The organism is Amphritea sp., assembly GCF_016744155.1.
Classification (GTDB): Bacteria; Pseudomonadota; Gammaproteobacteria; order Pseudomonadales; family Balneatricaceae; genus Amphritea.
This window is the reverse complement of sequence record NZ_JADGEW010000014.1, coordinates 58,559-72,381: the sequence shown is the minus strand read 5'-3', so window position 1 is coordinate 72,381 and position 13,823 is coordinate 58,559. Positions and strand designations below refer to the sequence as shown.

Here is a 13,823-nt window from a genome sequence, read left to right as displayed (position 1 = left end):
TAACACTCTAATTAGCCAGATACTGACTCTTCTTAACCCAATTGGCAGAGGCATAACGCGTGGTGAATTTTGAACCGGTGTTCTGCCAGAAGAACTCATTGTTGAACATATAAGTCGGATGGTATTTTCGCTGTAGGCTGGCTAAGGGAAAAACCTTTAACCGCTTTATGCCACGTTTTTGGGTGGCTTCAAGCAGATACTCACTACCTTCAACAAATAGCACGACCCAGGCGTGCCCTTCACCATTGTAATCGCCTACCGCAACCCGAGCATCGTAACCCAAACCTATTAACCAATCGGCCAGGAGAATCGCGTGATCTTCACAATCGCCAACCTTCTGGTAGAAAGCTTGTCGACTGCTTTGCCATACCTCAGGACGCCCTGGATAGGTTATATGGTCATACTGATAACGTTTACGTTGCGAAATGGCATAGAGCGCCAGAATAGGATTCTCAACCCGAAAAGGCAGATAGCCATCAAAGAAGCTGTTAACCAGGTAGTATTGCTGGTCAACGCCCGGTGCGATCATAGTATAAGTACCGGTTTTGCTATTTCTAAGGGTATAACTACCCGCAGAAGCCGAGCCTCTTTTTTTACTTAACAGTCGCTTGATATCACTGTCTTTTAGCGTCAGACGCGTATCAGATATATGCAGACGCCCTTGCCTGAGGAGCCCGGGAGATGCCTCTGGATTATCAGGTGACGGAAGTTGTTCGGTTGCCTCTGAAATCATAAGGTCAGTAGAGTCTTTCTGCTCCTGCAACAGTGAGGTAAGTACCACAAAGGCAAGAAACAACACGCCCTGACCCAGGCGTTTCAGCATAACCGATTAACCTTTAAGGCCAGATGCCACAATGATCGCGACAAAGAGCAGTATTGTTGAAGCGAAGATAGAGACCGCAAGGTTACCTTTTTTCATCTCTTCCTCTAGATCGATATTTTTAAGCAGACGTTTATCGATCCATAACAAAGCATAGACACCAACAATTAATGCGATGATGGTGTAGCTGAGATTCAATAAAAGATTAATAAGAGAAGCACTGAAAAATTCCATCTCCATGAAGGCGTTCCTGTTTTGATGAGCTTGTTATTGATGAGTCGGAAAGCAGAAGGGTTCCGAGAAATATTGATTCTCTATCAATAGAAGAAAATTATCTAGGGACGCCAGTGTTCAGAGCCTAACAAACGCATCTGTTTTCTAATCCAGGCTGTTCTTTGCCAGACGTAGCTACTTGGCCGTTCTGCGCTCATTCGGTAGGGGTTGGGCAGCACCGCGGCTAAACGGGCAGCTTCTGTAGCCGAAAGTTTTTTGGCAGGCTTATGGAAGAAGGCCTGGCTGGCTGCTTCAACACCGTAGATCCCCGGGCCAAACTCAACAATGTTCAGATAGACCTCGAGGATTCTCGGTTTATTCCACAAAGTTTCCATCAGCATCGTTAATCCCGCTTCAAGCCCTTTACGAAAATAGCTTTTTGCGGGCCAGAGAAATAGGTTCTTGGCGGTCTGCTGACTCAGGGTACTCGCCCCTTTGATTGCCTGGCCCTTTTTGTTATTACTCAGCGCTTTTGAAATAGACGCAAAATCTAATCCCCAGTGCTGTGGAAAGTTCTGATCTTCAGCGGCAATAACCGCTAACTGCATCGCCGGCGCTATCTGCTCCAGGGGTACCCAATGGTGCTGGCTTTCGGCTGGATAGTATTTCGGCGGATTCAGCTCACGCTGAACTTGCCACATCCAAAGAGAAGGGTCGACAAAACGCAACATCAATACCAGCAGTACCGGCAGGAGAAGCAAAGCGATAAGACTACGTAGAAGCCATTTACGTAAAGAAAAACGGAATACTGTCAATTTGAGGAACCACATAAGTCAGGAGTGGTGGATCATACCTAAAGCTGGCTATTTTTTGAACAGCATAAAGGATGAATAGTCCTTTATACTGTGATTAACTAAATAAACTTACAATTCAGTCCCCACAATTGTCGGAAAGCGATCAATGACTATCGATCTTGAAAAGGTGCTGGTAATCGGCATTTCCAGCCGGGCACTATTTAACCTTGAGCACGAGAACAGTATCTACCAGCAACAAGATATTGAGGCCTATCGACGCTTTCAGTTAGAGCAGGAGAACCGGGTCTTAGAAAAAGGCACAGCCTTTCATCTGGTGGATGCCCTGCTTAGCCTTAATAAGCTGTCTGAAGAGAGACTGGTTGAGGTTGTGGTGATGTCTAAAAACAGCCCCGATACCGGCTTGAGGGTGCTTAAGTCGATACAACACTATGGTCTGGATATAACCCGATCAGCTTTTACGGGGGGAGAACCACTAGCCCCCTTCCTCACCGCTTACAGTGTTGATCTTCTGCTTACTCGTCATTCTGATGATGCTCAGGTAGCCATCGATACTGAAAACTGTGCAGCGGCACTCATCTATGACCCACCCGAAAGCTTCCAGCCAGATCGTGACCAGATACGCATCGCTTTTGATGCGGATGCTGTGCTGTTCTCTGATGAGTCGGAATATATCTATAAAACAGAGGGACTAGAGCGTTTTCAACAAAATGAATCGGATAATGAAGATGTAGTACTACCCGATGGCCCTTTCGCCAAGCTGGTCAGGTTACTGGCTCGGTTGAATGAGAAACTTGGTGTTGATCGCTCCCCCTTGAGGCTATCCATTGTCACGGCTCGAAACGGCCCAGCCCATTTACGGGTTATTAAAACGCTAAGGCAATGGGGAGTTTTTGTAGATCAGGCGTTCTTTCTCGGAGGAATGAGCAAAGAGCAAGTGCTCAGCGTTCTACGACCGCATATCTTTTTTGATGATCAGCCAATCCATTTGATCAATGCATCAAAGCAAATTCCCAGTAGTCAGGTGCTCTATCGCAGTGACTCCCTCATACAAACATTACCGGAGCATGCTGAAACAAATGAAGCCGTTAGCCGCTTCGAAGGAGCTGAGGAAAAATAGCTCACCCTCTAGAGTATGGGATCTACTACCGGCTTGGTCGCAGCTTCCCGCTTACCCGTCATTGCCACAATTCCGGCGCAGCTAATTAGCAAAATCCCCAACAGGGTATTCAGCCCCAGTACTTCGCCCCACACCAGCCAGCCCAGCAGAGAGGCCATGGCAACAGAGTCATACCGTACGCCTTACTTAGCAGAAACTGAGCTCCCGTAAAATTAGCGGCCAGCAGAACCAGTCAAGCCGGTCGCGCAAAAAAAAGGGTGGAAGAGAAAGCAAAATAGAAAACAATCAACTGCGGTGATTCAGTATCTCGTATTCGCCATACTGTTGCGTCGCCGGTTCAGTATGGGAAATTAGCAATTTAATGTATCCGGTATTGTTGACCAGAACACCCATCACACAAGATAGCGATAATGTTGATGTGTTTTTAAAAAGCTAACAACTAATGAGAGCCAGATTCAAGAAATGCAAACGCAGTCATAAATGCCAACTCTTGAAATTGTTTCATGCCTGTATCTTTAAAATTAAGAATAACGCGACTGTCTTTCAGTACTTCTTTCGCTTTACTTGCAGAGAGTAAAGATACATCAAACTCACTCGCCAATTGAATTGCAGCCTCAAGCCTAAAACTGGTCGCACCACCGGCAAACTTACCTTTTGTCATACGTTCACGAATAACGACAGAATCAACATTGTAATCCTGCATTAACTTAATGAAATTAAATTGAAATCCACTTAGTTCATCGCGATTAGACGAGTCCGAAATTGACAGTTTCTTAACACGACAATCCGGCAGGGTATACAAACCTTGATCAAGAACCATTAAACAGATAACTGCATCATTACCTTTTAGCTCGACACCACATACTCTCATTTTAAAAACCCGCAAATAAATATGTATTATACTAAAGCTTAATAACAAAAAATGTTACTAAAATTGATCAATTGGCCCAAGGTATTTGAGTCACTTAAAAACTATTAGTTTAGGGAATTGTAGTTTTCGACGTTGGCTACGAGTATTTAAAATCTGAAGATAGGAACAGCGGCATAAGATTCTCATGCCAAGAGTGAAAGGCCTAATTTAATCAATATTGCACCCGTCAAATACTCTTAACTTAGTATTCCTATCTGATATAAATTCCGCCTAAATAAACTCTGCTTAAAGTAAATACTACAGACTCGGGTCAACGATCACTTTGGTGGGGGTGTCCCGCTTCCCCATCATTGCCACGATTCCGGCGCAGCTAATCAGCAAAATCCCCAACAGGGTATTCAGTCCCAGTACTTCGCCCCACACCAGCCAGCCAAGTAAAGCCGCCATCGCCACAGACCCATAGGTGTATGGCGCCAGTTGCCCAGCCGGTGCCATACCGTAAGCCTTACTGAGCAGAAGCTGAGCTATCGTGGAGGTAGCCGCTAAGAGTATCAGCCAAGCGAACTGTATCAGTGTCAGACCGGCGCCACTCAACCAGGCCGGTATTGCAGATAAAATAGCCGCAAAGAAAGCGAAATAGAAAACAATCAGCTGCGGCGACTCGGTTTCCCGCATCCGCCGCACCGTTACCTTCGCCAGCGCCCCCAGACACGCGCCTGCCAGGGCAATCAAAATACCTAGATTGACGGTAGTTTCCTGAGGATTAAGAATAAACGCAACACCTATGAATCCAACTAATATAGCTACTTTTACCTGCAGACTAATGCGTTCTTTCAACCACCAAAAAGCGACCAGAGGCGTAAAGAAAGGAGCGGTCTGTTTTAATAACGCCGCCTGTGCCAGCGGTAACTGCCCCCAGGTATAAAAAAGACAGGTCATTGCCGTTACCCCGACAGCGGCGCGCATCATGTGAAAACGTAATTTCGTAGTGCGTAAAACACCAGTGCCTTTTCGCAGCAGCCACGGCAGGAACAACGCTAAGCCCAGTAGGTTACGGAAAAAAACAATCATCTCGGTAGGCAGCTCTCCGGAGAGTTGCTTAATAACCATCCCGGACAACACAAGGAACATCTCTGATACTAATATCAGCACTGCGCCGATTAAAAAATCATTACTTTTCATAAACAGAAAAGCCTCACTGCATCAGGCAATGAGGCTTATTTTACTCCTGTAGAACCTAACGAAGATTAAATGGCGATCACTTCAAACTTGTCACTCAGCTCTGCTGCAACAGCCGGGCTTGTGACTACTGCCACACTGGCGTTTTCAGGCTTAAGATATTGTGAAGCAACACGCTTAATATCTGTCACTGTTACCTGCAGAATGCGTTGTCGAAAACTTTTACGCTGCTCCGGTGAGCGACCAAACAGAGTGCTGTGATAAGTCTGCTTAGCTTCGCCGGCAGGTGAGCCAGGTTTGTCGATGCTGCTGACAATACCCAGGATCGCTTCTTCAAGTTTCTGCTCATCATCTTCTGCAGTGAGCAGCCAGTTTAGCGCTGCATCAAAATCTTCCAACGTTTCACTCAGGCGTGGATCACGGTATGAGAAAAACCGGAAAACGGCGTCTGCAGAATCCTGCCCGGCACCACTACCATATGCTCCGCCCTGCTCTCGGACTACGCGATGAAGGAAACCATTACGCAAGAAGTCTCCCAGTACCGTTAACGGTGCTGAGTCGGGATGCTCAACGGCAACTGTCGGGTAGGCTTTCGCGCAGAAGTTAACCTGGGTACTGGTGGTCCAGGCTTGCTGAACCCCCTGGCGTACCGGCGCTAAGTTGAACGCCTCAAAATCACTTTCGTTAACAGTAGCCTGGCTCCACTGCTGAGCAAGCGTTGCAGCAAGCTCCTGCTGATGTTCAGGTTCAGCAACAATCAGAAAGCGACGTGGGGCGGCAATAATCTTCTGATGAATCTGCTCTAGCTGATCCGCGAGCTGTGTCAGGTTCTTCTCATCATTAAGGCTATCATCCAGTGCTTTAACCGCGCGAATGCTTTGCAGGCCACGAGTATTGTGTGACAGCTGCGACGCAGGAGAAAGCTGACTAACTGCCGCCATAATGGCCAGACTATGACCTTGTCCAGTGACACTCTGTTCCTTGCGGGTACGTTGCTGAGACACCAACTCTCGAATCCGACTATGTTCGTCGAAGCGAACGCTATTCAGGGTTTGATGCATTAACTCTGTCAGATTGGTCTGCTTATTCAGCAGCGCCTTACCGGACAGTGTCATATATCCACTAACCTTTTGTTCATCGTCGATGCTACCCCGAACAGAAGGATAAGCACTGATACTGCCACAAACCTGTGACTGCAGTGCCTGAGTGTCCTGATAACTCATTCCATTACAGCCAAGCTCTGTCAGGCAGTGACTATAGAGCGGAAGTAGTTGTAACTCTTCATCAGTCAGGGCGGGTAGATCCATAATGACTTGCTGATATACCAGACCGTTAGTGCCCTGAGCATAGAAACTGTAGTTAAAGTCCGCCAGAGAAGTTTCACTCCCCTGAGGAATACTCATCTCAGCAGGCACGTCGGCGATGGTAACCTTTGGCAATACCGATTCATCATCGATCTGGCTTTGTCGCTCTTCAAGGGCCTGGGCCTTCGCGATTACCGCTTTAACCTGGCTCTCATCAAGTGACTGGCGGATCTTTTCAAGGGCGGTTGCCTCAGCTTGATCACGACGATTAGCCAGCTCTGCATCAGGCCTCAAAGTCAGGCGAACACGATGAGGGTTATCCAATAAGAGTTCGCGAACCATTGAAGGAATAAAGTCGGGCGATTTTATCTCTTCACGCATCTTTTCAAGAACAGGGTCCAGGTTGAGTAGTGCAACCGGATCACCGTGATGAATTGCAGAAGATAGCGACTTGAGAATCAGACTCATGCCGTAAGGGTAACCATCACCATTTATCTCTCGCTGACTGAGTTCCAGTTGATGAAGAGCCGCTTCAAGTTGGATCTGCGGTACACCATTTTCAGCAACCTCAGTCAGTGTATCTAGTACCAGTTGCTCAAACTCTGCTGCTTTTTCCGGCTCACTACCCTCTATACCACACATAAAGGCCATCTCTCGGTTGGAGTCTTCCAACCCGCAGAGGGGTGATGGAGAAAGTCCTAGATCGGTTGATTCCAGTGCATAACGTAGCGGTGAGGAACTGTTATCTAACAGAACTTCAGACAGGAGGTGAGCTTTGAGTTGTTGCTCCAGATCGATACTCGGTCCGAGAAGCCAAGCCAGCACGTGATGGGTTTTAGCACTGCTCTCTTCCTCATCTAAAGCATAAGCTTCCTCGACGCTAATCGGTGAGAAATAACGCTTCTCATCACCAACGGTAATCTCTTCCTCAAGCTTCTCGAATCTGGCCAGCGCCTGTTCATCAAAGCGCTTTTGAAGTTCCTCAACGGGGATATCACCAAAGGTCATAAAGACAGCATTTGAAGGGTGATAGTGGCTCTTATAAAACGTAATCAGCTCTTCATAACTCAGATCAGGAATCGCTTCAGGGTCACCCCCAGAATTGTAGTGATAGGTGGTTGATGGAAACAGGTAGCGTGTCATCGTTTGCCAAAGAGTAGAAACAGGTGAGCTCATGGCCCCTTTCATCTCGTTATAGACCACTCCTTTATAGACCAGAGGGCTATCAGGGTTGCCCGCTTCACTGTACTCGATGCGGTGGCCTTCCTGAGCAAAGTCTAATGGATCAAGCCGGGAGAAAAATGCGGCATCGAGATAGACATCCAATAGATTAAAGTAATCTTTACGGTTCTGGCTGGCAAATGGGTAGGCGGTCCAGTCACTGCTAGTAAAAGCGTTCATGAAGGTATTCAGCGAACGGCGGGTCATCATAAAAAATGGGTCGCGAACCGGGAATTTCTCACTACCGCAGAGCGCGGTGTGTTCTAGAATATGAGCGACACCTTTATTGTCTTCAGGCACCGTACGAAATGCTACCAGAAACACATTCTCTTGGTTATCAGCTGCAATATGGTAATGCAGAGCGCCTGTTTTGCTGTGCACATATTCCTGTACGTCGATTCCCAGTGATTCAATTGTTTCAGTACGTTTAAGCTGAAAAGCCGGTTGACGAGTCATGTAGTTATCCAGTGTCTGTAATATCTTATCGATCTATCCGTTGCGCTCATTGTAACCAAATAAGCGGGTTTTGGCCTGCCCAGGGGAAAGTAAATTACAACTTCCCTTATCTATTTAAAAATAAGAACCTGCGCCTCTTTTATACAAATACGACAGCTCAGTTAAAAGATTCCAGAATACTTTCAAATTTTTGTCATGATTTGTTCACGATAAGCATTTAGGTTACTACAGCAAAGCGTATCTGCTATAAATGATGAGTGGTAGCCAATCCACTCTTTGCTGCACTGCAACAATATAATTGACTTTATTATGCGTGAAGAATATAGTATGGAAAAATTGCTGCAACGCACAAAGATTAAAACTCTTGCGACCACAGGTGAAAAACATGTACGAAGATATGATGAAGGACGTTCAGGAAAACATGAAGCCAGTTGTTGATATGGCTGAAATTAACAAGAAAGCTGCAGAGAAATTAATTGAACTGCAATCTCGTTATGTTTCCGACTTTGTAAATGCCACCATGGCGCAGATGCAGGCTCTGTCTTCTATCAAAGATCCTAAAGAAGCAATTGACCTTCAGGTTGAGTACGTAAAGCAGCTAGAGACAAGATTGACCAGCGTTGCGGAAGAAGAGATGGCTGCATTGAGTTCTGCTAAAGTAGAGCTGAAGGCTGTAATCGATAAGAGCTTTGAAGGTTTAGGCCTTAAAGACATGAACTACTTTGAAGACCTTAGCAAGTTCATGACTCCTGCTACTGAAGCTAAAGCAGCACCTAAGGCTGCGCCAAAAGCTAAGCCAGCAGCAGCACCTGCTAAGAAAGCAGCTCCTAAAGCAGCAGCAGCTCCTAAGAAAGCAGCTCCTAAAGCAGCAGCAGCTCCTAAGAAAGCGGCACCTAAAGCAGCGGCACCTAAAGCAGCGGCACCTAAAGCAGCGGCACCTAAAGCAGCAGCTCCTAAAGCAGCAGCTCCTAAAGCAGCAGCTCCTAAAGCTAAGCCAGCAGCACCAAAAGCTAAGTAAACAATCTTATAAACATAGGTTTATAGGAAAAAAAACGGAGCCATTTGGCTCCGTTTTTTTGTTTTACTAGATCGGTATGTAGGAATTACTCATAAGTTAACGCTTCTCGCTTTTGGCAAGGGCTGGTAATCGCCCCTCCAGCCCCATGGCAAAACGCATCACTCTGTTTTTAGCAGGCTTCAACCTTTCAGCCGCCCCCAGTCCCAGATTACGCAACAATTTCAATGGCAGCAGGTCATTAGAAAAGATTCGATAGAAACCGTCCATTAGCTGCATCATCATCAGATTATGATTACGTCGCTGCTGCTCATAGCGCTTCAATAGTCTAAGGTCGCTGATGTCGGTCCCTTCTTTATGCCCAGCCAAAATAGTTTCAGCAAGTACTGCAGCATCTAAAAGCCCGATGTTAACGCCCTGGCCAGCTAATGGATTAATCATATGCGCAGAGTCCCCTGCCAGAGCAACGCCCTCCTTCACATATTCCTGAGCATGCTGTCTGCGAAGCGGAAAAGCGCCTCGTTCCAGAATAGACTCAATCTTGCCAAGACGATCCGGAAAGGCCTTAACCAACTCATTGGTAAATTGCTGGTCATCCAGCTGTAAGAGGCGTTTAACCTCAGCTGGACGGTTATACCATACCAGCGATGCCCGATTTCCTGAGAGAGGCAGAAAGGCTAATGGGCCATTCGGTGTAAACTGCTGCCAAGTGATGTCCTGTTGTGGCAGTTCAGTTACTACTGAAGCAACTAAAGCATGTTGATCGTAATCCCAGCTATGCACACCAATACCGGCTGCTGCTCTGACTTTAGACATGCCGCCATCAGCAGCCACTAGCAACTTACCAATTAACTCCCTACCATCGGCCAGTTGAACCAAGCTACAACCAGGCGAGTAATCAATTGAAATAGTATCGCCTGGACAGATCAATTCTACGTTATTAAACTGTTTTAACTTTTCTAATAAAGACAGCTGTATAACTCTGTTTTCGACAATATAACCAAGATGTTCAGCGCCGATATCATCACTATTAAACTCGGTAGAGGCCTGATTTTCATTGCTCTCCCATATCTTCATGCGACGATAGAGGCAACTACGTCGAGCCTTAATACTGTCCCAAATCTCAAGGTTTTTCAGGATCTGTTCCGAGGCAATGCTCAGTGCAGATACCCGTAAATCGTGTTCTGAACCTTGCTGGAATTCAACGGGATACTGTTGCTCAACTACGGCAATTTTAAGGTCTGTATTACCCAGGGCTGCAGCGATGGTTGAGCCGACCATACCTCCCCCAATGATTAACAGATCATACCGATTTTTCATTTTATCTCCGCAGCAGCTATATAGCTTTTTTGATCGTTTGGAATTGTACCTTTGCCCCTTAGCTTTCTAAAGAGATTTAGGTAAGCCTAAAGAAATACTTCATTAAGTAAAGGAGCGAATAATTGCAATGCATGCTACTGAGTAAAATATATCACCACTGAATAACCCGATCGATTACCAAGCACTGTCAAAGCTATTTGACGCTCTATGGTTGCTCTTAGAGGCTGGCAGAAACAACCTAGTCTCAGCTTTATCAATCAGAGATAAGCAATGAACATACTTTTAATTGCTGCTTTGATCTTCAGCCACTTTGAAAGCCTGTATCCACAGGGTATGCTAAGACGGCATGGACTTGTTTGAATCGCCCTCAGTTACCTGAATCGGGGAATGTATTCATGCAAGATTGGGGTTTCTGTGTTATTTGTGAATAGATGGGGCGTGGTGTTTGCTGTACTCGCTGAGTGAAACGAATCATTAGGCATGATCAATTGAATTCAGAACAACAAATAGATACATCCAGGGAAACAAGCGGTGGCCTGATTGTCAGGCAGCCTATCTTTAACGAACAGTTGAAGGTTGTTTCTTATCAATTACGCTACGAAGACAGCTTAGAGCCCGGAAACGCTATACTCTCTGATGGGCCATCTACAGCCACTATCCTACTCAGCACTTATGCCAGTCTCAGCCAGGACGGAACCGTCCGAAAAGTCCCCCTGTTTTTACCCTTTTCAGCAGAACTCCTGACAGAAACTGAGCTGCCTCAACTACCGAAGAGAAGCATGCTGATAGAGCTTCCCGCTACCACTAAAGTTACCCGCAGCTTGTTATTCAGCCTGACTTCATTGCGCCAGCATGGCTATCGTATTGTGTTGGATGGTTTTGCATTGCAAAAGGAACTATTCCCGCTGCTTCGTTTCGTCAATATTATCAAAGTCGACATGTCGCGAACTCCCCGGAATAAGTTAATAGGAATGTTAAAAGTTTTAAGGAAGCTTAAAAGCACCCTGCTGGCTCAAAACATACCCGACTTTAAAACTCTACAGCTCTGTAAAAGCGCCGGATTTAAACTCTTCCAGGGAGGCTTTATCAGTAAGCCAACCGTGGTCGAAAGGGACTCAATATCAACTAAAAGTGCGGCGTTACTTCAGTTGGTTCAGGCATTACAAAAACCTGATATCACTGCACAACAGATCGAAGGGATGGTGATTCTGGACCCTATCCTCAGTTTTAAAATGCTCAGGGTTATTAATTCAGCAGCGTACAACTTAGAAACGAAAATTGAATCCTTACAGCAGGCTGTTGTAATGTTGGGGCTGGATCAGATTCGCAGCTGGGCGATGATCATTATGCTCAGTAATCAAGACGGCAAGCCTGAAGAGTGGTCACGTAACCTGATCGCACGGGCGCGCATGTGTGAACTACTGGCAGAACTCACTAATACAGGCAAACCAGAGATCGCTTTTTTGGTGGGTATGCTCTCACAACTTGATCTGCTATTAGAGACACGACTTGAGGTTATTCTGGACCAAATCTCCATAGATGATGAAGTCAGAGAGGCTGTTTTGAATCATCATGGACCCCTTGGTCAGCTGCTTCATGCGGTTATCAGCTTTGAAAATGGCGAATGGGGCATTGTAAAACGTAGTGGTATTCCGATGATGCTATTTAAGCCGGCGTATCGCCACAGCATTAACTGGACTGAAAGTTCGATGCAGGCGATGCATGAGTAATTAAATCAATTATGAATAGATATTAAAAAAGCGCCCTAGGCGCTTTTTTAGTTTTAAATTCAATAAAAGAGCTTAACCTGAGAGTATTACAGTTCAGTAATACCGCCCATATAGGGTAGCAATACTTCCGGCACTTTAATGGTGCCCTCTGCAGTCTGGTAGTTCTCCAGAACAGCTACCAGTGTACGGCCAACGGCCAGACCTGAACCATTCAGTGTATGTACCAGCTCAGGTTTGCCTGTTTCCGGGTTACGCCAGCGAGCTTGCATTCGACGCGCCTGGAAGTCGCCCATGTTACTGCAAGAAGAAATTTCGCGGTACTTCTGCTGGCCTGGCAACCAGACTTCGATATCATAGGTTTTAGCAGCACTAAAGCCTAGATCGCCGCCACAGAGAATAACCACTCGGTAGGGTAAATTTAGCTTCTGTAGAATTGTTTCCGCATTACCAATCAGCTCTTCCAAGGCATCAATAGACTTAGTCGGCTCTACAATGTGAACCAATTCAACTTTTTCAAATTGATGCTGACGAATCATACCCCGGGTGTCACGGCCATGGCTGCCCGCTTCACTTCGAAAACAGGGTGTATGCGCAACAAACTTAAGCGGCATCTGATCAGCATCAATGATCTCATCACGGACCATATTGGTAACAGGCACTTCAGCCGTAGGGATCAGATAGTAATCACGTTCGCCATCACCGGGAACCTTGAACAGATCCTCTTCAAATTTTGGTAACTGGCCGGTACCACGCAGAGAGTCCGCGTTTACCAAATAAGGAACATAGGCCTCTTCATAACCGTGTTCAGCTGTGTGTGTATCCAGCATGAACTGAGTCAGTGCTCGATGCATACGCGCAATACCGCCACGTAGTACAGCAAAACGCGCGCCGGTAATTTTAGAGGCGCTGGCAAAGTCCAGCCCACCATTTTGCTCACCCAGATCGACATGATCTTTCGGCTCGAAATCTTGTGGGGTCGGCTCACCCCACTTGCGAATCTCAATATTGTCATCTTCCGTTACACCGGCGGGTACCGATTCATGCGGAATATTTGGCATGCCCATCAGCAGAGCATCCATTTTATCCTGTACGGTTTTCAACTGCTCTTTAGCAGCATCTAACTGCTCGCCCAGGGTGCTTACTTCAGCCAGCAATGGCTGGATATCTTCGCCGGAAGATTTGGCCTTGCCTATATTCTTGGATCGGGTATTTCGCTCGCTCTGCAGGCGTTCTGCGTCTACCTGAAATTCACGACGCTGATTTTCCAGAGTGTTGAACTCATCGACCGGGAATTGATAGCCCTTTTTGATCAGTAGCTGTGCTACTTCTTCCGGGTTTGAACGAATATTTTTCGGATCTAGCATGATGTCAGATACAACCTTAAAGTCAGAACAGGCGAGTAAACCATAAACCGCCGTACAGGGCGGTTATGCAGAGCACTACGCTCAATAAAATGTAAATTACGGCCGACATTATATGCCCTTCTTGCAGCATGGTCACGGCCTCCAGTGAGAAGGTAGAGAAAGTTGTAAACGCACCGAGAAAACCAACCATCAGGATAGGTCTGAATTCCGGACTGATGCGTGCTTTTTCCATGATAATGACGAAAAAAACGCCCATAAGAAAGGAACCCAGTACATTACAGAGCATGGTTCCATAAGGAAGCCTGAATTGCGCATTGTTAAGAGCGATAGCGCTAACCCAATATCGGGCAAGTGCACCAAACGCACCGCCAGCAGCGATTGAAAACAGCTGTAGCATG

At 46.3% G+C, this 13,823-nt stretch carries 13 protein-coding genes; 3 read left to right on the top strand and 10 right to left on the bottom strand.

The window, feature by feature from the left end:
* Positions 1–7: 7 nt before the first annotated feature.
* The 3 genes from QZZ54_RS12025 to mtgA form a co-directional block, all read right to left on the bottom strand.
* A complete protein-coding gene (locus QZZ54_RS12025) occupies positions 8–823 on the bottom strand; it encodes a transglutaminase-like domain-containing protein (RefSeq protein WP_290702933.1) in 816 nt (271 codons plus the stop codon).
* A 6-nt stretch (positions 824–829) separates the two neighbouring features.
* Positions 830–1,060 carry a DUF350 domain-containing protein gene (locus QZZ54_RS12020; RefSeq protein WP_290702932.1) on the bottom strand — a complete coding sequence of 77 codons (231 nt, stop codon included), beginning with the start codon at positions 1,058–1,060 and terminating at the stop codon, positions 830–832.
* A gap of 95 nt (positions 1,061–1,155) precedes the next feature.
* The gene (gene mtgA / locus QZZ54_RS12015; protein WP_290702931.1) at positions 1,156–1,848 is read right to left on the bottom strand and encodes a monofunctional biosynthetic peptidoglycan transglycosylase; all 693 of its coding nucleotides are present in this window, start codon (positions 1,846–1,848) and stop codon (positions 1,156–1,158) included.
* Between the two features lie 145 nt (positions 1,849–1,993).
* Between mtgA and QZZ54_RS12010 the strand changes: the two genes are divergently transcribed.
* Entirely contained in the window at positions 1,994–2,965 is a 972-nt protein-coding gene (locus QZZ54_RS12010; protein ID WP_290702930.1) for a 5'-nucleotidase, read from the top strand.
* A gap of 8 nt (positions 2,966–2,973) precedes the next feature.
* Here the strand turns inward: QZZ54_RS12010 and QZZ54_RS12005 are convergent, their stop codons facing one another.
* The 4 genes from QZZ54_RS12005 to QZZ54_RS11990 form a co-directional block, all read right to left on the bottom strand.
* Positions 2,974–3,123: a hypothetical protein gene (locus QZZ54_RS12005; RefSeq protein WP_290702929.1), complete on the bottom strand. Its 150-nt coding sequence runs from the start codon at positions 3,121–3,123 to the stop codon at positions 2,974–2,976.
* A 281-nt stretch (positions 3,124–3,404) separates the two neighbouring features.
* Positions 3,405–3,836, bottom strand: a complete 432-nt coding sequence (locus tag QZZ54_RS12000) for a DUF3010 family protein (RefSeq protein ID WP_290702928.1) — start codon at positions 3,834–3,836, stop codon at positions 3,405–3,407.
* Positions 3,837–4,133: 297 nt separating this feature from the next.
* A complete protein-coding gene (locus QZZ54_RS11995) occupies positions 4,134–5,018 on the bottom strand; it encodes a DMT family transporter (RefSeq protein ID WP_290702927.1) in 885 nt (294 codons plus the stop codon).
* Between the two features lie 65 nt (positions 5,019–5,083).
* Positions 5,084–7,996 carry an insulinase family protein gene (locus tag QZZ54_RS11990; protein WP_290702926.1) on the bottom strand — a complete coding sequence of 971 codons (2,913 nt, stop codon included), beginning with the start codon at positions 7,994–7,996 and terminating at the stop codon, positions 5,084–5,086.
* Positions 7,997–8,381: 385 nt separating this feature from the next.
* On the opposite strand from QZZ54_RS11990, the gene QZZ54_RS11985 reads away from it, so the two are divergent.
* Complete coding sequence (locus QZZ54_RS11985) at positions 8,382–9,014, top strand: phasin family protein (RefSeq protein ID WP_290702925.1); 633 nt, start codon at positions 8,382–8,384, stop codon at positions 9,012–9,014.
* Between the two features lie 96 nt (positions 9,015–9,110).
* Here QZZ54_RS11985 and QZZ54_RS11980 read toward each other — a convergent pair whose 3' ends face one another.
* A complete protein-coding gene (locus QZZ54_RS11980) occupies positions 9,111–10,331 on the bottom strand; it encodes a UbiH/UbiF/VisC/COQ6 family ubiquinone biosynthesis hydroxylase (protein ID WP_290702924.1) in 1,221 nt (406 codons plus the stop codon).
* A gap of 488 nt (positions 10,332–10,819) precedes the next feature.
* Here QZZ54_RS11980 and QZZ54_RS11975 point away from each other — a divergent pair, with 488 nt between their 5' ends.
* The gene (locus QZZ54_RS11975; RefSeq protein WP_290702923.1) at positions 10,820–12,061 is read left to right on the top strand and encodes an HDOD domain-containing protein; all 1,242 of its coding nucleotides are present in this window, start codon (positions 10,820–10,822) and stop codon (positions 12,059–12,061) included.
* An 86-nt stretch (positions 12,062–12,147) separates the two neighbouring features.
* Here the strand turns inward: QZZ54_RS11975 and serS are convergent, their stop codons facing one another.
* Complete coding sequence (serS, locus tag QZZ54_RS11970; protein ID WP_290702922.1) at positions 12,148–13,425, bottom strand: serine--tRNA ligase; 1,278 nt, start codon at positions 13,423–13,425, stop codon at positions 12,148–12,150.
* A 22-nt stretch (positions 13,426–13,447) separates the two neighbouring features.
* Positions 13,448–13,822, bottom strand: a complete 375-nt coding sequence (gene crcB / locus QZZ54_RS11965; protein WP_290702921.1) for a fluoride efflux transporter CrcB — start codon at positions 13,820–13,822, stop codon at positions 13,448–13,450.
* Position 13,823: the final 1 nt, after the last annotated feature.